We start from the raw sequence: 18,764 nt of genomic DNA on the forward strand, positions 1-18,764 counted from the left end.
TCTTGGCCGCCGCCTTGATTGTGACCCATCTGCCTGTCGCGGCGCATGCGCAAAGCTCGCTGGGCATCGGCACCAATGACGGCATGGCGCCCACCACCACCGGTCCGTTCGCCCATATCCTGATGTGGATCAATCTGCGTCAGCAGGAGTTCTACCATTCGCTGGCGGCCGCCATGAAGGCGATGCGCCAGGACGGCAGCAAGCTTTGGCTGCTGATCGGCTTGTCCTTCGCCTATGGCATCTTCCACGCCGCCGGCCCCGGCCACGGCAAGGCGGTGATCTCCTCCTATATGGTCGCCAACGAAGTGGCGTTGAGACGCGGCATCATGCTCTCCTTCGTCTCGGCGATGCTGCAGGGGCTGACGGCGGTGGTCGTCATGATGCTTGCCTATTTCGTGCTGCGCGGCACCGCGATCTCGATGACCGACGCGGCCTGGTTCCTCGAAATCTCGAGCTACGTGCTGGTGACGCTGTTCGGCGCCTGGCTGTTGTGGCGCAAGCTCGGTCCGTCGATCCTGCGCCTGTTCGGCAGGACGCCTGCCTACAGCCTGTCGGCCGCTCATGCCGGCCATTCGCATGGCGGGCACGCAGGGCATTCGCACGCTCATGCGCATGCACTGCACGTGCATGACGATCATGATCATTCGCACGGGCACGATCACATTGATCACGACCACCACCACCACGGCCCAGGAGAAGTCTGCGACGCCTGCGGTCATTCGCATGCGCCGGACCCGGCGATGCTTTCGGGCGACCGCTTCGACTGGCGCACAGCCTGGTCGGCGGTGGCCGCCGTCGGCATCCGCCCCTGCTCCGGCGCGCTGATCGTGCTGAGCTTCGCGCTGCTCAACGGCCTGTGGGTCGGCGGACTGCTGTCGGTGCTGGCGATGTCGATCGGCACCGCGATCACCGTCTCGGCGCTGGCGACGCTCGCAGTGACGGCGAAGAACTGGGCCGTCTATTTCGCCGGCGACGGACGGCTCGGCAACCGCATCCATTCGATTGTCGAGATCGGCGGCGCGGCCTTCATTTTCCTGGTCGGCCTGCTGCTGTTGTCGGCCAGCCTGTCGGGCGGTGTCTGATCAAAAGCAGTGTCCGAAGCTGGGTCGAGCTTCGGTCAGGCCCGCATCACCTGGTGTCGGCAGACGTCAGGCGATCTTCCCGCCGAGCTCATCCTCGATATGCGCGCGGATGATTTCGTCGAAACTGCTTTCGGCGGCGAAACCGAGTTCCCTCGCCCGCCTGGCCTCGAACCGCGTCGGCCAGCCTTTGACGATCGCCCAGACGGTCTCGTCGGGCTGCTCGCGGATCCGTTTCGCGACCTCGGCGCCGGCGATGCGTTCCAGCGCCTCGATCTGCTCGCCGACCGTGACGGCGACGCCCGGCATTGTGAGGTTGCGGCGCGGACCAACCTTGTCGCCGTCGATCTCGGCCGCGTGGATGAGGAAATTCACCGCCGAACGCGGGCTGGCATGAGTATGCAGCACCGATCGCGGCACCGGCAGGATCGCCTCCTGGCCGGCGAGCGGCTCGCGGATGATGCCTGAGAAGAAGCTCGACGCCGCCTTGTTCGGCTTGCCGGGGCGAACGCAGATCGTCGGCAGCCGGATGCCGATGCCGTCGAAGAAACCGCGCCGCGTATAGTCGGCGAGCAGCGCTTCGCTCATCTGCTTCTGCGTGCCGTAGGAGGTGAGCGGCGTCGGATGGAATTGGTCCGGGATGACGTCCGGAAACGGCGCGCCGAACACGGCGATCGACGAGGTGAAGACGAGGCGCGGCGCGAACGCCGCCAGCCGCACGGCGTCGAACAGGGTGCGCGTGCCGTCGAGATTCACGCGGTAGCCGAGGTCGAAATTAGCCTCTGCCTCGCCCGAGACGATGCCCGCCAGATGGAATATCACATCCGGGCGCGGAGCCACGAGAGCGGACATGGCGCCGGGCGCGGAAAGATCGCCGGTGTGGATCGAGACATCGACGCCGGCGAGCGCCGGCGCCTGCGGCGCCACGATGTCATGCAGGTCGAGCGCCGTGATCTTGCGCCCGCGTAAGGCGCCCTCCTTGGCGAGCCGCGCGATAAGCTTGCGGCCGACCATGCCGGCCGCGCCCGTGATCAGAATTCTCATCTTCAGAGACCTTTCTTGCGCTGGCTGCGTCCGCGCAGCCACAGGACGACGAACAGACCGACCATGAAGATCACGGCGATGACGGCCGCGAGCACCGTCGACACCTTGCCGGCGGCCAGCATGATGGCCGGCAGGAAATAGGCGGCGAGGCCGAACACGAGCAGTATCACGGCCGCGGCCGTCGCCGCGTTGCGGGTGTCACGATCCATCAGCTGGCGTTCTTCAGTTCGAGGCTGTTCGGGTTCATCATCACGCCGCGATCAGTGATAGTGCCGGCGATCGCGCGGCGCATCATGCGCATGGTCGTGATCATGATGGTGGTCGTGCTCGTCATGGCTGTCCGCGCATTGGCCGAATTCGGGTTCGACAGTGGCATGCTCGATGCCATGCTCGGCCGCAAGCCGTTTCTTGATGGCGCTCACCGCCACATGCGCATCGACGCCGTCATTCAGGCAAGCATGCAGCGTCGCCATGTTGGAGGTCCCGTCGAGAGACCAGACATGCATATGGTGCACCTCGCGCACGCCCTTGACAGCGCCTTCGATGTCCTTGGCGATCAGGTCGCGATCGAGGCTGGCCGGCACGCCTTCGAGCAGGACGTGGGCCGCCTGGCGCATCAGCGACCATGCCGTCGAGAGAATGAGCAGCGACACCAGCACCGACAGGATCGGATCGATGGGCGTCCAGCCGGTTGCCAGGATGATGAGGGCTGCCGCGATTGCCGCGGCCGAGCCAAGCAGGTCGCCCAGCACATGCAGGATGGCGCCGCGCATGTTGAGGCTTTCCCGATCGCCGCCATGCAGCACGAAGAAGGAGGCGATGTTGACCAGAAGGCCTGCCACCGCCACCACCAGCATCGGCCCGCCGAGCACCGGCGCCGGGTTCATCAGCCGCCCCCAGGCCTCGTAGACGATCCAGAGCGCGATGACGAAGATGGCGATGCCGTTGGTGTAGGCGACGAGCGTCTTCACCCGGGCGAAGCCATAGGTGAGACGGCCGGTGGCCGGACGGCCCGTCAGGTGGAAGGCATACCAGGCAAGACCGAGCGCGATGGCGTCCGCCAGCATGTGCCCGGCATCGGCGACCAGCGCCAGCGATCCGGTCAGCCAGCCGCCCAGTGCCTCGGCGACCATGAAGCCCGCGGTCAGGCAGGTCGCGATCAGCACCCGTTTCTTGTCGGTCGAGCCATGCACATGGCCGGCACCGGCCGGGCCGTGATCGTGCGAAGCGTGGTCATGCGCCATCGCTGAACTCCTGTCACGCGCCGAAATCAGCGCGGAAATCCTCAAGCCGCCGCCTCTGGCCGCCTTCGCCATCGAAATTCGCCGGATCGAGCCAGCCCTCATAGGCTTTGCGCAAGGCCGGCCATTCCTTGTCGATGATCGAATACCACGCCGTGTCGCGGTTTTCACCCTTGACCACAAGGTGTTGCCGGAAGATGCCTTCGAACGTGAAGCCGAAGCGCTCGGCGGCGCGCTTCGAGGGCTCGTTGCGGTTGTTGCACTTCCACTCGTAACGGCGGTAGCCGAGATCGTCGAAGAGATATTTCGCAAACAGGAACTGCGCCTCGGTCGCGGCCGGCTTGCGCGAGATCAGCGGGCCCCAATAGATGTTGCCGATTTCGCCGACGCCGTTGTTGGCGTCGATGCGCATCAGCGTCTGGCGCCCGGCGATCTTGCGGCTCGCCTTGTCGATGACGGTGAAGAACAGCGGGTCCTCGCTCGCTTCGGCCTTGTCCAGCCAAGGCTGGAAGGCCGCGCGGGTCTCTGGCGGATAGTCCGGCAGCCAGGCGAAACGTCCGCCGGCATCCGAAACCGAGGAGGCCTCGTAGAGGCCGTCGCCATGCTTTGCCGCGCTCAGCGGCTCGAGCCTGACGGTGCGTCCCTCTATCGCTTTGCGCTCCGGCCGCGGGCGCGGCTGCCAATTCTTCAGATCTTCCGACACGGCCATTCCAATCCGTTTGACTTTTGCCTGCGGACGGTCACAAAAACGCTCGCTCACAGAAAGAACCACAGGATCGGGAAAAATGCTCCACACGATCGCGGCCTTCGACCGTCTCGGCGAGGAAAATGCCTTCGCGGTGCTGGCGAGGGCCACCGCGCTTGCCCATCAGGGTCGCGACATCGTCAACCTCGGCATCGGCCAGCCCGACTTCAAGACGCCGCAGCACATCGTCGAGGCGGCGATCAAGGCGCTGCGCGACGGCCACCATGGCTACACGCCGGCAAACGGCCTCTTGGCCACCCGCGAGGCCGTCGTGCGCCGCACGCTGACCACCACCGGCGTCGAGGTGTCGCCCGAGAACGTGATGATCCTGCCCGGCGGCAAGCCGACCATGTTCGCCGCGATCCTGATGTTCGGCGAGGCCGGCACCGAGATCCTCTACCCCGATCCCGGCTTTCCGATCTACCGCTCGATGATCGAGTTCACCGGCGCCACTCCGGTGCCGGTTCCGATCCGCGAGGAGAACGGCTTTGCCTTCTCGGCCGGGGAGACGCTGGCGCTGATCACGCCCAGGACCAGGCTGCTGATCCTCAACTCGCCCGCCAATCCGACCGGCGGCGTTACCCCGCGGGCCGAGATCGAGAAGCTGGTCAAGGGCCTGGAGAAGCACCCTGAGGTCGCCATCATGTCCGACGAGATCTACGACGTCATGACCTATGACGGCGAGACCCACTGCTCGCTACTCAATTTCCCCGAGATCCGCGACCGGCTGATCGTGCTCAACGGCTGGTCGAAGACCTGGGCGATGACCGGCTGGCGCATGGGCTGGTCGATCTGGCCGAACGGCGACAAGGGCGCGCATCTCTACGACAAGGTTCGCAAGCTGGCGGTGAACTGCTGGTCCTGCGTCAACGCGCCGAGCCAGTTCGCCGGCATCGCCGCGATCGACGGCCCGCAAGACGACGTCGAGAAGATGATGCGCGCCTTCGACAACCGCAGGAAGATCGTGGTCGAAGGGCTGAACGCGCTCCCGGGCATTTCCTGCATCACGCCGAAGGGCGCCTTCTATGCCTTCCCCAATGTCTCGAAGACCGGCTGGAAGGCCAAGAAGCTTGCCTCGGCGCTGTTGGAAGACGCCGGCGTGGCGCTCATCGGCGGCCCCGATTTCGGCGTGCTCGGCGAAGGCTATATCCGGCTTTCCTACGCCAATTCGGAGGAGAACATCCTGCGCGCGCTGGAGCGGATCGAGGCGTTCCTGAACAAGTGATCGATCAGGCGCTCATCCACGCCCAACGAATGGCATCTTCGTCGCCATCACCGTCATGAACAGCACATTGGCGTCGAGCGGCAGGCTGGCCATATGCAGCACCGCGTCGGCGACGCGCTGCACATCCATCACCGCCTCGGCGGCGATCGAGCCGTTGGCCTGCGGCACACCCACCGTCATCGGCTGCGCCATCTCGGTCAGCGCATTGCCGATGTCGATCTGGCCGCAGGCGATGTCGAAGGGCCGGCCGTCGAGCGCCAGCGTCTTGGTGAGCCCGGTGATCGCGTGCTTGGTCGCCGTATAGGGCGCTGAGCCTGGGCGCGGTGCATAGGCCGACACAGAGCCGTTGTTGATGATCCGGCCGCCCATCGGCTTCTGCCGCCGCATCGCACCGAAGGCTGCGCGAGCGCACAGGAACGATCCGGTGAGATTGACGCCGACGACGTCGTTCCAGACCTCGACCGGAATCTCGTCGATCAGCGTCGACTTGTAGCCCATGCCGGCATTGTTGAAGAGCAGGTCGACGCGGCCGAAGCCTTCGAGCACGGTCTCGAACATGTCGTCGACTTCCTCGGCCTTGCTGATGTCGCAGGCGATGGCCAATGCCTTGGCCTGCGTCTTCCCTGCCTCTGCGATCGCCTCATCCAGCAGCGTCTTGCGGCGGCCGCAGAACACCGTGTTCCAGCCTGCCTTGAGCAGCGCCGTCGCGACGCTCTTGCCGATGCCGGTGCCGGCGCCGGTAACGATGGCGGTCTTCTCTGCTATGGCTGTCATCGCCGTCCTCCGGTCATGGATGGAAAGACGTGGCATCGCAAATGCCTGGGGTCATGGCAAGCCGCTGTTGGCAATAAAGAAAAGGCCAACAAAAAGGGCGGCCATTGGCGACCGCCCCGATCTGAACCGTGCTTGGGAGGAAGAAAAGCCGGTCCGACTGATTAGAATGATGCGCTTGCTGGGTTAACGGAAGATTAACGACCGGCAAGGCCTCCCCGAAGGACGTTTACCACGCCGAATCACCACGGCGAATTGGGCGCCGTTCCCGCCGGCACCTTGGCCGCCGAAACCGTCGCCTCGACATGATCGACCAGGGCGTCCGGCAGTCCGAGGCGGCCGGCGAGCAGGTCGAGATAACCGCGCTCGGTGCGCGTGTCGGGATCGATGGTGAGCCGCGAGGCGGTATAAAGCTCGAGCTTCTGCGCATCGGTCTTGGCGCCGGCGATCAGCGCGTCGAGATCGAGCGGGCTTTCGAGCTCGGCAAGCAGGAACTTTTCCGCTTCGGCCCCGATGCCCGCGAGCTTGAGCTTGTCGGCGATCTTCTTGCGCTCGTCATCGTCGACATGGCCGTCTGCCTTCGCCGCCGAGATCATTGCCCTGACCAGCGTCAGCGTGAACTCGGCCTCGCCCTGCGGCGCCTGCGAGGGGTGGAAGGCGGTGTCGGCCGGCGGCGGCAGCAGCTCTGGCTCGCCGGCGGCCGGTGCCTGCGCCGGCTCCTTGCCGGCCTTGTAATTCTGATAAGCCTTGTAGGCGAGGCCTCCGATCGCAGCCAGGCCGCCGAGCTTGACGGCCGCGCCCGTCACCTGCCGGCCAGTGCCGGTGCCGAGCAGCACGGCTGCCAGCGCGCCGGCGGCGAGCGGATTGTCCTTTGCCATCTGCACCGCCTGCCCCGCCTTGTCGCGGACAGTCGAGCCGGTCCCGGGGATTTGCGAGCCGAGAAGGTCGTCGAGCAGCTTCTTGGGATCGAGCATCAATGCCTCCAGAATGGGCCCGGCGAACGCGCCCGGGCAGGGTTTCGGACCGGCAAGAGGTAGGCCCCGTGCATCGACATTACAATGACGGGGCCAGCTTTTCGCTCGCAGAACTGGCCGCTCTAATTGCCGATATGGCGCTTGCCGCCGCGCGCTTGCGCCAGCTCGACCTGGCGGTGGCGTTCGGCATAGCGCTCGCGATCCTCGTCGGACCGCACTTCAAAGCAATGCGGGCATGAGACGCCGATTGCGTATTTCGGCGACAGCCGGTCCTCGACCGTCAGCGGATGCCGGCAAGCCCGGCAGAGCTCCGCCTCCCCCTCGACCAGACCATGCGAGACGGAGACCCGCTCGTCGAACACGAAACATTCGCCTTGCCAGAGGCTCTCTTCGGCCGGCACGTCCTCCAGATATTTCAGGATGCCGCCCTTGAGATGGAAAACGTTTTTGAGGCCGAGCGACTTCACATAGGCCGTCGCCTTCTCGCAGCGAATGCCGCCGGTGCAGAACATCGCCACCTTGCGGCCTTCGAGCTCTCCACGATGCTGCTCGACCCAGGCGGGGAACTCGCGGAAGCTGGTGGTCTTGGGATCGACCGCACCCTGGAAAGTGCCGAGCGAGACCTCGTAGGCGTTGCGGGTGTCGATGACGAGCGTGTCGGTGTCCGAGATCAGCGCGTTCCAGTCGGCCGGCGCGACATAGGTTCCGGCGCTCGCCGCCGGATCGATATCCTCGACGCCCATGGTGACGATCTCGCGCTTCAGCCGCACCTTCATGCGGTGGAACGGCATTTCGGCGGCGGCGCTGTATTTGACTTCGAGACCGGCAAGGCCTTCGATGGCTTGCAGATGGTCCACAAGCGCGGCAATCGCTTCCTCGCTGCCGGCGACGGTGCCGTTGATGCCTTCACGCGCCAGAAGCAGCGTGCCCTTGATGCCGCGGCCGCAGCAGAAGGCGGCAAGCGGCGCGCGAAGGGCCTCGTATCCGTCGAGCCGCGCGAATTTGTAGAGCGCGGCGACCCGGACTGGCTGAATCTCCGTAGCAGTTGTCATGGTCATGCCACTAGACCGTGCTGAAAGCCGTTTCAAGGCGACCGATATTCAGCTGGCCACGCGGCATCACGACACGCCGGGCTTCGTGGACTTGGCATATCCCTTCTGCTAATCGGTTTAAAACGATCGAGATGGAGACCAGCACATGACCAGCAAAACCGAAAAGCTCCTGTCGCTCCTCAATGGTCAGCCGGTCATCCCGGTGCTCAAGATCGCCAACGTGGCAGATGCCGTGCCGCTCGCCCGCGCGCTTTCGCGTGGCGGTTTGCGGGCCATCGAGATCACCTTGCGCACCGCCGATGCGCTGGAAGCGATCCGCCGCGTCGCGGCCGAGGTCGAGGACGCGGTCGTCGGCGCCGGCACCATTCTCGATGCCAAGCAGTTCGAAGAAGCAGCCCGCGCCGGTTCGAAATTCATCGTCAGCCCCGGCATCACCAGTCAGCTTCTCGACGCGGCCAAGGACAGCCCCGTGCCGCTGCTGCCCGGCGCCATCACGCCCGGCGAGATCATGGCCGCGCGCGAAGCCGGCCTGCGCTTCCTCAAATTCTTCCCGGCCGAGCAGTCCGGCGGCATCGCTTCGCTGAAGGCTTTCGCCTCGCCGCTCGCCGACGTGAAATTCTGCCCGACCGGCGGCATCACGGCCAAGAACGCCGCCGACTATCTGAGCCTCCCCAACGTCATCTGTGTCGGCGGCTCCTGGGTCGCGCCCGACGATCTCATCAAGGCCGGCAAGTGGGACGAGATCGAAGCGCTGGCGCGTGAGGCGAGCAAGCTCAAGAAGTAATCGGTCCGCCCCATAAAGCAAGGCCGCGCTGGCGGGCCAACGCGGCTTTTCAGCGGCCACGCTGGCTCGCCTATTTCGTTTGGAAGCGCGCGACCGAGAGGAATTTCACCGCGTTGCCCGTGAACCGGCTTGCGTCCGGCACCCCGCCATCCGCCTGGAAGCCGGCCGTATACACTTCGCTCGGCGGCGTATGCACGATGTTATAAGCATAGCGCGGCGCTGTCGTCGGGTCGGATACCGTGGCAATGTTGACGCCGCTGCCCAACGCCCAGCGCGCGGCTTGCGGCGGCGTCGCCACCACCATGGCCTTGGGCCCGGGCTTCAGATCGTGGGCTGACGCCCTGGCTTCCTTGGCCGTCGTCTTCACGCCGGCGCCAATCGCCTGCGCCGGATCGCTCCCGGCCGGGAGCGCGGCAATGGCCTGGCGCGGCGAGGCCGCATCGACGCCCGACGGATCGTTGAATGCGGAGCGCGGCTCCGGCTCGGTCAGCGACGCAAGCTGATATTCGGCGCCGCCGACGCCATCGGCCTCGACGGTGGCATTGGCCTGTTCGAGAACGGCTTTGACCTCGTCCTGCTTGCCGGGCTGCGGCCGTGCGGTCGGCAGCACGGAGAACGCGTCGGTCGCGCTCTTGTCCTGCGAAGCCGTTTCGGCCAGCGCCAGAAGCACGCTCTTGTCCTTCGGCGCCAGATCGGCCGGCGTCGCCGAGCGGTCGGGACGCCAGGTCGGCAGCGGGATGTTGTTGACCGCTACCTGGGCCGGATCGGTGCTCGCGGCCTCGGCGGCGCTGGCCGTGGCGAACGGAACCTTGTCCGGCACCGGCGCCTGCGCAGTCGAAACCGCCTGCTCCGTCGTCGCCGAGGCATCCGCCATGGCGAACGGCACGTTCTGCGGCGTCTGCTGGCCGACATCAACCTTCGGACGCGGCGCGAAATCGGGCAGCGGGATTTCCTTGGGCGGCAGGGCGGCGATGATCGTCTCCGGCGTATCCTGCTGTTGCTCGTCGGCGCCGTCATCCGCGATCTGCGGGATGCTGGCGCGCTTGGCATCCTTCGGCGAAACAATCGCGATGCCCGGAAGATTGCTGTCGCGTGCCGTGGCAGCAGTAGCGACCTGAACCTGCTTCACGGCTTTCCGCTGGGGCGCTGGGGCACTTTCATCGGCGGCGTCGTCGGCCTCGTCGGCACCGCCGCCGAAAAGGGCCGCGAGCAGGCCGCCGGAGCGCTTGGTCGAGCCGCCGGCGCTGGCCAGTTCGATGTTCGGGGTGCCGGCCCCCTTGCGGGCCTGGTAAGCTGCCACTGCTTGCTCATAGCCGGGCAGCGGGCGTCCGTCGCTCGGCACATGCAGCGTCTTGCCGTTGGGGAACAGACTGACCAGTTCCTGGCGGCTGATGCCCGGCCAATGGCGCACGTTGCCGACATCCATATGCACGAAGGGCGACCCGGAAGTCGGGTAATAGCCGACGCCGCCGCCCTGCATCTTGAGGCCGATGTTGCGCAGTTTCTTCAACGGCACGCCGGGGATGTAGAAATCCATCGCCTTGCCCAGCATGTGCTGGCTCTTCTCGGCGACGCCGCGGCTGCGCGAGCGCAACAGCGCGTTGGTCGACGGCGAGCGATAGCCGCAGACGACCTGGATATAGTCGGTCGCGCCGCTTTCGCGATAGGCTTCCCAGACGAGGTCGAGCAGCCGCGGGTCCATCTTGGTCGGCTCGTTGCGGCGCCAGTCGCGCAGGATGATGTTGATCTTGCGCAGGCCTTCGGGATCGTAGCGGCCGTTGCGCTTGTAGACGATCTCGGCCTTCTCGTGGGTGTGCAGGTGATAGAGCTTGAGCGTACGAACCTCGGCCCGGGCGCCCGACGTCGCCGCGGACAGAAAACCGACGGCCAAAATCACGAACGTCAGCCACCTCGGCCAGACGCTCATGTTAAAATGCCGCCCGTTGTTGTGTCGTTCGACTTTGTTCAAATCAAATGGCCTTGCAGGCTGCCGTTTGTCCCCGGATTTGACCAAACGGATGCGTCGTTTTCACATCCGAATATCGATCCTAATGGTTAATCATCGTTTATTGAAGCCGAAATGCGGTAACACCGTGGCGATATCCCGTCAAAAATGACGCACAGCATTTCGTGGTAAACCGCTGGTTTATATCAAGAATCCGGTCTCGCCGAGAACACGATCTGTTACCGTTAGCCTTAATGCGTGATCCTCGGCGACGCCAACCGCTGAAAACCAAGCGTTTTCAGGTCAAAAGCGACAATTTGATTCGGATTTTAGGCAGGCAAGCTGGTTCGAGGCTTGCCCCTCATGAGGCAAGCCGGTCGACGCGACCAGCTTCGGGATCAATGCCATATTCTTTCAACTTGCGGTAGAGTGTCGAGCGGCCGATGCCCAATCGCCGGGCGACTTCGCTCATCTGGCCGTTGTAATGGTTGATCGCAAGCTTGATCATCTCGAGCTCGACGTCGGCCAGCGCCCGCACATTGCCGCGCTCATCGAGCGCACGGAGCGTTCCGAAACGCGGCTGCGGCCTGGCTGACGCTTCGCCGTCGGACAAGCCGGCTCCCATTGCATCTGCGACAGTCTCATCCCCTTGGCGAGTCGTGTCCGCAACCGTATCGGTGATGGCGGACCTCGGTTCCGCTCCGAGATTCACGGTTCCTTCCACCTGCGCCCGGATCTGCGGGAATTCCTCCTCGGTCAGCACGTCGCCCTCGGCAAGCACCGACGCCCGGAAGACCGCATTCTCCAGCTGGCGGATGTTGCCCGGCCAGTCATAGGCCTGCAGCATCGCAAGCGCCGTGGCCGATATGCCGGCAAGGCGGCGGCGCGGATCGGTCGGAGCGACCTTTTCCATGAAATGCCGGACCAGGTAGGGAATGTCGTCGCGGCGGTCGCGCAGCGGCGGCACGAAGATCGGGTAGACGTTCAGCCGGTAGAACAGGTCCTCGCGGAACTTGCCGTCCTTGACCTGCTGTAGAAGGTTGCGGTGCGTGGCCGAGATCAGCCTTATATCGACCTTGACGGTCGAGCGGCCGCCGACAGGATCGACCTCGCCTTCCTGCACGGCACGCAAAAGCTTGACCTGGACGTCGAGCGGCAGGTCGCCGATCTCGTCGAGGAATAGCGTGCCGGAATTCGCCTCGACGAATTTGCCGATGTGCTTATCGGTGGCGCCGGTGAAGGAGCCCTTCTCATGGCCGAACAGGATCGATTCGACCAGATTGTCGGGAATAGCGCCGCAATTGACCGTGACGAAGGGCTTTGAGCGGCGGTCGCCGCTGCCCTGGATGGCGCGCGCCACCAGTTCCTTGCCGACGCCGGATTCGCCCTCGATCAGGATCGGGATGTTGGAGGCCGCCGCCTTCTGCCCGAGGCGTATCACGCGGTCCATTGCCGGGCTGCGCGTGATCATGTCCTTGAAGGTGAGGTGGCCGCCGCCGCGCCGCCGCGACGCACGCTTCATCTCGTCCTCGACGGCTTCCACCTTGAGCGCGTTGGAGATCGCGGTCTGCAGCCTGTCGGGCGATGCCGGCTTGACGACGAAGTCGAAGGCGCCGTGCCGCATCGCCGAGACGACGGTTTCGATGCCGCCCTGGGCGGTCTGCACGATGACGGGAATGTTGATGGCGCGCTCGCGCATCGCCTTCAGCACGCCGATGCCGTCGAGACCGGGCATGACGAGATCGAGAATGACGACGGAGACCTCGCGCGCGTTCGGCCCGTCGAGCACGTCGAGGCCGGCGGCGCCGCTATCCGTGATGATCGCGGTGTGGCCGAACTTGGTCAACGCGGCCTCGACCAGCCTGCGCTGCACCGGATCGTCATCGACTATGAGTATGGAACCTGTCATGACTGTTTGAGTTGTCCGCCCGAGAAAATCCCATGGATCATCTTGGCACAGGGTTCTAAATAAGGTTTCAAAAAACCCGGTGAACGAATTCCTTAGGATTTGACCGGCTTCTCCTTTCCCCTTTGATTCTGGCCTTGGTTCAAAGAAGGTATTGTCGATGCGCATGATGTTTGGTCGGCGGCTTGCGGCCCCAGCGTCGGGCCAGGGCGCGGCGGAGCTTGGCGACTTGCCGGAGTGGAATCTCGCCGATCTCTATTCGAGCATGGAAGCGCCCGAGTTGAAGCGCGACATCGCCAAGGCGGCCAGCGACGCCATCGCCTTCGAGGCCCGCTGGAAGGGCACTTTGGCCACCGAGGCCGGGCGCGGCGGCGCCGGCCGGCTTGGCGAGGCGCTGAAAACCTATGAGGCGCTCGAGGAACTGATCGGCCGCATCGTCTCCTATGCCGGGCTCGTCTATGCCGGCAACACCGCCGATCCGCAGCGCGCCAAGCTCTATGGCGACGTCCAGGAAAAGATGACGGACGCCGGCGCCCATCTCTTGTTCTTCGCGCTCGAGCTGAACCTGATCGACGATGCGGCGATCGAGAACGCCTTGGCCGCCGACAAGGACTTCGGCCACTACCGGCCTTGGGTGCTCGACCTCAGGAAGGACAAGCCCTACCAGCTCGAGGATCGCGTCGAGCAGTTGTTCCACGAAAAGTCGGTCACCGGGCGGGGCGCCTGGAACCGCCTGTTCGACGAGACGATGACCGACCTGCGCTTCGACGTCGACGGCGAGGAGCTGACGCTCGAGCCGGCGCTGAACCGACTGCAGGATGCCAATGGCGAGGTTCGCCGCCGTGCCTCCGAGGCGCTCGCGGCGACCTTCCGCAAGAACCTGCGCACCTTCACCCTCATCACCAATACCTTAGCCAAGGACAAGGAAATCTCCGATCGCTGGCGCGGCTTCCAGGACATCGCCGACTCGCGCCACCTCGCCAACCGCGTCGAGCGGGACGTCGTCGACGCGCTGACCGCGGCCGTGCGCGAAGCCTATCCGCGGCTGTCGCATCGCTATTACGCGATGAAGGCGCGCTGGCTCGGCATGGAGGTGATGAACCACTGGGACCGCAACGCGCCGCTGCCGGAGACGCCGCAGGCGGTGATCCGCTGGGACGACGCCAGGGACACGGTGCTTTCCGCCTATCAGCGCTTCTCGCCCGACATGGCCGAGATCGCCCGCGGCTTTTTCGATCGCAGATGGATCGACGCGCCGGTGCGACCGGGCAAGTCGCCCGGCGCCTTCGCCCATCCGACGGTGCCGTCGGCGCATCCTTATGTGCTGCTGAACTACATGGGCAAGCCGCGCGATGTGATGACGCTGGCGCATGAGCTCGGCCATGGCGTGCACCAGGTGCTGGCCGCCGGCCAGGGCGCGCTGATGGCCTCGACGCCGCTGACGCTGGCCGAGACCGCCTCCGTCTTCGGCGAGATGCTGACCTTCCGTTCGCTGCTCGAGCAGACCGCTGACCGCCGCGAGCGCAAGGCCATGCTCGCCCAAAAGGTCGAGGACATGATCAACACCGTCGTGCGCCAGATCGCCTTCTACGAGTTCGAGCGCAAGGTGCATGCCGAGCGCAAGAACGGCGAGCTGACCTCGGACAGGCTCGGCGAATTCTGGCTGGAGGTGCAGGCCGAGAGCCTGGGGCCCGCGATCAAGCTGCGCGAGGGCTACGAGGTCTTCTGGACCTACATCCCGCACTTCATCCACTCGCCTTTCTACGTCTATGCCTATGCCTTCGGCGATTGCCTGGTGAATTCGCTCTACGCCGTTTACCAGAATGCCGAGCGCGGATTTCAGGAGAAGTATTTCGAGATGCTGCGCGCCGGCGGCACGAAGCATCATTCGGAGCTTCTGGCGCCCTTCGGCCTCGACGCCACCGATCCCGCTTTCTGGCAGATCGGCCTTGGCGTGATCGGATCGCTGATCGACGAGTTGGAAGCGCTCGAGAGGTGAACAGCAACGAAGGGCGCATCGGCAGCTATAGTTTAGCCAAGACGCATATTAGCAAGAATCTATTCTTGCCCTAAATAGCTGTTCTTGAATAACTCTCCGGCGCATTTTTCAACTGGCTTTCGACAAGCCATATGATAGCGTCCGGCCTCAAGCTCAGCCGGACGCATCGCGCAGGCCAGAGATGGCTGGTCGCGCCGCTACGGCGAATGCGATGACGGCCGTCGGCTTCGGACAAGGCCAACGCCGATGGCTCGATTGAAGCCGGCGATTGCGCCGATCACGGAACCTTTGACGATCCCTGGCGTGAGCTCGCCTTTCCGGGCCTCGGCCGACAGATCGGACTGGAGAGGGAAATGAGCACTTTTTTCTACATGCTCCTGGCGTTCGTTGTGGGTATCCTGGTCGGCTGGTTCATCTGGGGCCGTCTGCGCGGCGACCTCGACAGCGTGCGTGGCGATCTCGACCGCACGCGAAGCGAGCGCGACAGGCTGCGCTCCGACAGCGATCGGTTGAAGGGCGAGCTCGACGCCAGCGGCCGTGCCCGCGCCGATCTCGAAAGCCGGCTGCGCGACACGCCTTCCGCCAAGGCCGGCGCCGACAAGGCCGCCACGCCGGCGCCGTCGGCGCTGATGCCGACGACATCGGCGGCGGCAAAGGCCGGGCCCGCAAAGCCCGCCGCTGCAAAGAAGCCGGCCGCAACGAAGACTGCAGCGGCACCGAAGCCGGCGGCCAAAGCCGCCGCGCCGAAGAAGACGGCAGCACCCGCGGCAAAGAAGGCGGCAGCGCCGCAGGCCGCGTCCGGCAAGGCAGACAATCTGCGCCGCCTCATCGGCATCGGGCCGGTCAATGAAAGGCTGCTCAAAGGCCAGGGCGTCACCACCTACGCCCAGATCGCCGCCTGGACCGCCGCCGACGTCAAACGCATCGAGGAGGTGCTCAATTTCGACGGCCGCATCGCGCGTGAAAAGTGGATCGAGCAGGCGAAATTGCTGGCTTCGGGCAACGAGGCCGAATTCGCCCGCCAGTTCCCGACGGCCGGAACCGCAAGCAACAGCTGAACAATCCGCTTGTTGAAGCAAGGCGGCGTCCTCACGGGCGCCGTCTTTGTTTTGGCCCAGCCGCCTTTACGCCGTTCGACGCCGTTCCCTCGATTGCGCCACGCCGAACCCCCATATAGAGCGGTCGGCTGAATTGTCCGCATCCGAGGCTTATGTCCCTGCCCGCAGCCATTTTCCGCAACGACGCGACCGCTCGTCAGCTGGTCTTCGATCGGCCGGATGAGATCATCGTCGCGCACGAGGCTGAAGAGTTCGGGCCTGCGCTTGAAAGGGCCCAGGCCGCCTCCGACTCCGGCAAATGGCTGGCGGGCTATTTCTCCTACGAAGCAGGTTACCTGCTCGAGCCGAAACTGGTGCCGCTGCTGCCCGATGGCCGCCGCGCGCCGTTGGTTTGCCTCGGTGTATTCGATGCGCCGGACGAGGAGGAGGTCCCGCAGTCACGGGCGTCAGCCAGCAATAGTCCAATCTTCGATGCCCGCGCAGCCTGGTCGGCCGAGGACTATGCTGGCCGTTTCGCGCGCCTTCACAACCACATCCGCAAGGGCGATTGCTATCAGGGCAACCTCACCTTTCCGGTCCGTGCGCAGTGGTCCGGAGATCCGCTTGCGGCCTTCGACGCGCTCACCGAACGCCAGCCGGTGAAATACGGCGCGCTGGTCTCGCTCGGCGATCCGATCGTCCTGTCGCGCTCGCCCGAACTGTTCTTCGAGATCGATGCCGACGGCATGATCGAGACGCATCCGATGAAGGGCACCGCGCCGCGCGGCGCGACCAAGGCCGAAGACGCCCGGCTGAAGGCCTTCCTGCGCAACGACGAGAAGAACCAGGCCGAGAACCGAATGATCGTCGACCTTTTGCGCAACGACATCTCGCTGATCAGCCAAGTCGGCACGCTCGACGTGCCGGAACTGTTCCGCATCGAGACCTATCCGACGGTGCACCAGATGGTCAGCCACGTGCGGGCAAGGCTTTTGCCTGGTATCGGCATCCGCCAAATCTTCGCCGCGCTCTTCCCTTGCGGCTCGATCACCGGCGCGCCGAAAATCCGTGCCATGGAAATCCTGCATGAGCTGGAAGATGCGCCGCGAGACGTCTATTGCGGCGCCATCGGCTGGATCGCGCCGGGCGGCAGGATGCGTTTTTCGGTGGCGATCCGCACCATCTCGCTCTTTGCCGACGGCGAGGCCGTCTACAATGTCGGCGGCGGCGTCGTCTTCGATTCGACCGCCGAGGAGGAGTATCGGGAGTGCCTGTTGAAAGCGCGCTTCGCGACGGGAACGGTGCCGGCTTCGAGCTGATCGAGACCATGCGCTGGGAGCCTGGCTCGGGCTTCCTGCGCTTCGAGCGCCACCTTGCGAGGCTTTACGCCTCCGCCGCCGAACTCGGCTTCACCTGCGACCCTGAACGGATCGGCCAGGTGCTTTCAAACGCCGTCGGCGGGAACAAGCTTGCCTTGCGCGTGCGTCTTGCCTTGCAGCGCAATGGCGAAGCGACGGCCGCGGCTCAAGTCTATGAACCGCTGCCCGCCGACAAGGTCTGGCGGCTGCAGCTGGCGCGGATCCGTCTCGATTCGGCCAACACGCTGTTGCGCCACAAGACAAGCCTGCGCCAGGTCTACGCGCAGGCGCGCGCCGAATATCTCGCCACCCGCGCCGACGAAGTGGTTTTGGCCAACGAGCGCGGCGAGCTCTGCGAGGGCACGATCACCAATCTCTTCGCCGACTTCGGCGACGGCCCGCTTGCCACGCCGCGGCTCGACTGCGGCCTTTTGCCTGGAATATTGCGCGGCGCGCTTCTGGACGAAGGCCGCGCCGTGGAAGCGATCTACAGCTTCGACGATCTGAAGGCGGCGAAGGCGATCTTCGTCGGCAACTCGCTGCGCGGGCTGATCCCGGCGCGGCTTGGCTGACCGCGCCGGAGACATAAACTGGATAGCACCCAAACAGGCATGACCATCCGCCAGCCGACCCACACGCCCTATGACGGGTCCTCGAAACTCTTCACCATCGGGCTGAAGCCGCTCGACTTCGACCGCTGGATTGAGGTCGATGAATTGCTGCTGCCGCATCTGGCCGAGAAGCAACGGCTCTATGGGGAAATCCCGGAAAAGGTCTTTGTCGAGGAAGACGGCACAAGCGAGGCTCAGCGCGAAGTGCTGGACCTGCTCGTCGCGCATCTCGAAGCCGCGCATCCCGGCACGCATCGTCGCAACGGAGAGGATGTCGAGCCGATCGGTTTCGAGACGGCAAGCGACAGGCTGCCTCCTGCCCTGCGCGAGGCGCCGCTGGCCAAGGCTTCGCTGCTCGTCCAGGAAGATCTGATCCTGATGCGCCGCGGCGAGCACGGCTGGCGGCTCGCCGCCGGCTCGCTCTGCTTCCCTTCGTCTTGGTCGCTGCAGGAAAAATTCGGCAAGCCATTGCAGGAGATTCACAAACCGGTGCCTGGATTCGGGCCCGGCACGCGGCCGGCCGAGCTCATCAACCGCATGTTCGACGGCCTGCAGGGCCAGGCGGTCGAGCGCTTCAACTGGTCGATCCAAGCCGACGATGCGCTCTATCATCCGCTCTCCAATGTCGAACGCATCGACCGCGCCACGAACCGCCCGAGCCGCTTCGCCGACGGCGATGTCGACGCCCACGCCTTCATCCGCGTCGAACGCCAGACTCTGCGCAAGCTTCCCCTGTCGCGCGACATCCTCTTCACCATCCGCATCCATCTCGATCCGCTCAAGCTGCTCATTCGCCATCCTGAACGGGCAGCCCTCGCCGTCTCCTTCGCGGAGCAGCTCCTGGCCTTGGATCAGCAACAACTCGACTATAAGGGCCTGACCGCGGACCGCGACCGGCTGGTCGAATTCCTCAGCGGCATGGCCTGCACGCCTTAACCAAGGTGCTAGCCGGGCCTGGCCGGCGGTTGGTGCTTTTCGCTGGTTTATGACAAT

The 18,764-nt window shown here is 64.9% G+C and carries 17 protein-coding genes; 8 read left to right on the forward strand and 9 right to left on the reverse strand.

Features of this window, described 5'->3' with window-relative positions; all coding sequences use genetic code 11:
• Nucleotides 1-14 precede the first annotated feature (14 nt).
• A complete protein-coding gene (locus LB525_RS03115) occupies nt 15-1,082 on the forward strand; it encodes a nickel/cobalt transporter (protein ID WP_263492675.1) in 1,068 nt (355 codons plus the stop codon).
• Nucleotides 1,083-1,148: 66 nt separating this feature from the next.
• Here LB525_RS03115 and denD read toward each other — a convergent pair whose 3' ends face one another.
• Genes denD through LB525_RS03135 form a run of 4 tightly spaced genes read right to left on the reverse strand, consistent with a single transcriptional unit; the run spans nt 1,149 to nt 4,067 of the window.
• Nucleotides 1,149-2,123, reverse strand: a complete 975-nt coding sequence (denD, locus tag LB525_RS03120; protein WP_224543369.1) for a D-erythronate dehydrogenase — start codon at nt 2,121-2,123, stop codon at nt 1,149-1,151.
• Between the two features lie 2 nt (nt 2,124-2,125).
• Nucleotides 2,126-2,332, reverse strand: coding sequence for a hypothetical protein (locus LB525_RS03125; RefSeq protein WP_224543371.1), 207 nt, complete (start codon nt 2,330-2,332; stop codon nt 2,126-2,128).
• 51 nt (nt 2,333-2,383) lie between these two features.
• Nucleotides 2,384-3,367, reverse strand: coding sequence for a cation diffusion facilitator family transporter (locus LB525_RS03130; protein ID WP_224524246.1), 984 nt, complete (start codon nt 3,365-3,367; stop codon nt 2,384-2,386).
• Nucleotides 3,368-3,380: 13 nt separating this feature from the next.
• Complete coding sequence (locus tag LB525_RS03135; protein ID WP_224543373.1) at nt 3,381-4,067, reverse strand: GNAT family N-acetyltransferase; 687 nt, start codon at nt 4,065-4,067, stop codon at nt 3,381-3,383.
• A gap of 82 nt (nt 4,068-4,149) precedes the next feature.
• Here LB525_RS03135 and LB525_RS03140 point away from each other — a divergent pair, with 82 nt between their 5' ends.
• The gene (locus LB525_RS03140; protein ID WP_224543377.1) at nt 4,150-5,334 is read left to right on the forward strand and encodes a pyridoxal phosphate-dependent aminotransferase; all 1,185 of its coding nucleotides are present in this window, start codon (nt 4,150-4,152) and stop codon (nt 5,332-5,334) included.
• Nucleotides 5,335-5,346: 12 nt separating this feature from the next.
• Here the strand turns inward: LB525_RS03140 and LB525_RS03145 are convergent, their stop codons facing one another.
• From LB525_RS03145 to LB525_RS03155, 3 genes are all read right to left on the reverse strand, one after another.
• Complete coding sequence (locus LB525_RS03145; RefSeq protein WP_224543380.1) at nt 5,347-6,108, reverse strand: SDR family oxidoreductase; 762 nt, start codon at nt 6,106-6,108, stop codon at nt 5,347-5,349.
• A gap of 239 nt (nt 6,109-6,347) precedes the next feature.
• Nucleotides 6,348-7,079 (reverse strand): tellurite resistance TerB family protein, encoded by a 732-nt coding sequence (locus LB525_RS03150; protein WP_224543382.1) that lies wholly within the window; start codon nt 7,077-7,079, stop codon nt 6,348-6,350.
• A gap of 122 nt (nt 7,080-7,201) precedes the next feature.
• Nucleotides 7,202-8,131 (reverse strand): rhodanese-related sulfurtransferase, encoded by a 930-nt coding sequence (locus tag LB525_RS03155; RefSeq protein WP_224543384.1) that lies wholly within the window; start codon nt 8,129-8,131, stop codon nt 7,202-7,204.
• Nucleotides 8,132-8,276: 145 nt separating this feature from the next.
• On the opposite strand from LB525_RS03155, the gene LB525_RS03160 reads away from it, so the two are divergent.
• On the forward strand, nt 8,277-8,915 hold the full coding sequence (locus tag LB525_RS03160; protein WP_224543385.1) for a 2-dehydro-3-deoxy-phosphogluconate aldolase: 639 nt from the start codon (nt 8,277-8,279) through the stop codon (nt 8,913-8,915).
• A gap of 70 nt (nt 8,916-8,985) precedes the next feature.
• Here the strand turns inward: LB525_RS03160 and LB525_RS03165 are convergent, their stop codons facing one another.
• Both LB525_RS03165 and LB525_RS03170 read right to left on the reverse strand, forming a co-directional pair.
• A complete protein-coding gene (locus LB525_RS03165; protein WP_224524230.1) occupies nt 8,986-10,842 on the reverse strand; it encodes a DUF882 domain-containing protein in 1,857 nt (618 codons plus the stop codon).
• A 379-nt stretch (nt 10,843-11,221) separates the two neighbouring features.
• Nucleotides 11,222-12,769, reverse strand: coding sequence for a sigma-54-dependent transcriptional regulator (locus LB525_RS03170; protein ID WP_224543387.1), 1,548 nt, complete (start codon nt 12,767-12,769; stop codon nt 11,222-11,224).
• A gap of 157 nt (nt 12,770-12,926) precedes the next feature.
• Here LB525_RS03170 and LB525_RS03175 point away from each other — a divergent pair, with 157 nt between their 5' ends.
• The 5 genes from LB525_RS03175 to LB525_RS03195 all read left to right on the forward strand — a co-directional run bounded on the left by LB525_RS03175 (nt 12,927) and on the right by LB525_RS03195 (nt 18,707).
• Entirely contained in the window at nt 12,927-14,765 is a 1,839-nt protein-coding gene (locus LB525_RS03175) for a M3 family oligoendopeptidase (protein WP_224543388.1), read from the forward strand.
• A 353-nt stretch (nt 14,766-15,118) separates the two neighbouring features.
• Entirely contained in the window at nt 15,119-15,823 is a 705-nt protein-coding gene (locus tag LB525_RS03180) for a proton-conducting membrane transporter (RefSeq protein WP_224543390.1), read from the forward strand.
• A gap of 152 nt (nt 15,824-15,975) precedes the next feature.
• Entirely contained in the window at nt 15,976-17,121 is a 1,146-nt protein-coding gene (locus LB525_RS03185) for an aminodeoxychorismate synthase component I (RefSeq protein WP_224543392.1), read from the forward strand.
• Entirely contained in the window at nt 17,070-17,732 is a 663-nt protein-coding gene (locus LB525_RS03190; RefSeq protein ID WP_224543394.1) for an aminotransferase class IV family protein, read from the forward strand. Before LB525_RS03185 ends, LB525_RS03190 begins: the two co-directional genes overlap by 52 nt.
• A gap of 39 nt (nt 17,733-17,771) precedes the next feature.
• A complete protein-coding gene (locus LB525_RS03195; RefSeq protein ID WP_224543396.1) occupies nt 17,772-18,707 on the forward strand; it encodes a heme-dependent oxidative N-demethylase family protein in 936 nt (311 codons plus the stop codon).
• Nucleotides 18,708-18,764 lie beyond the last annotated feature (57 nt).

The sequence above is a fragment of the Mesorhizobium sp. CA16 genome, from assembly GCF_020165175.1.
Taxonomy (GTDB): Bacteria; Pseudomonadota; Alphaproteobacteria; order Rhizobiales; family Rhizobiaceae; genus Mesorhizobium.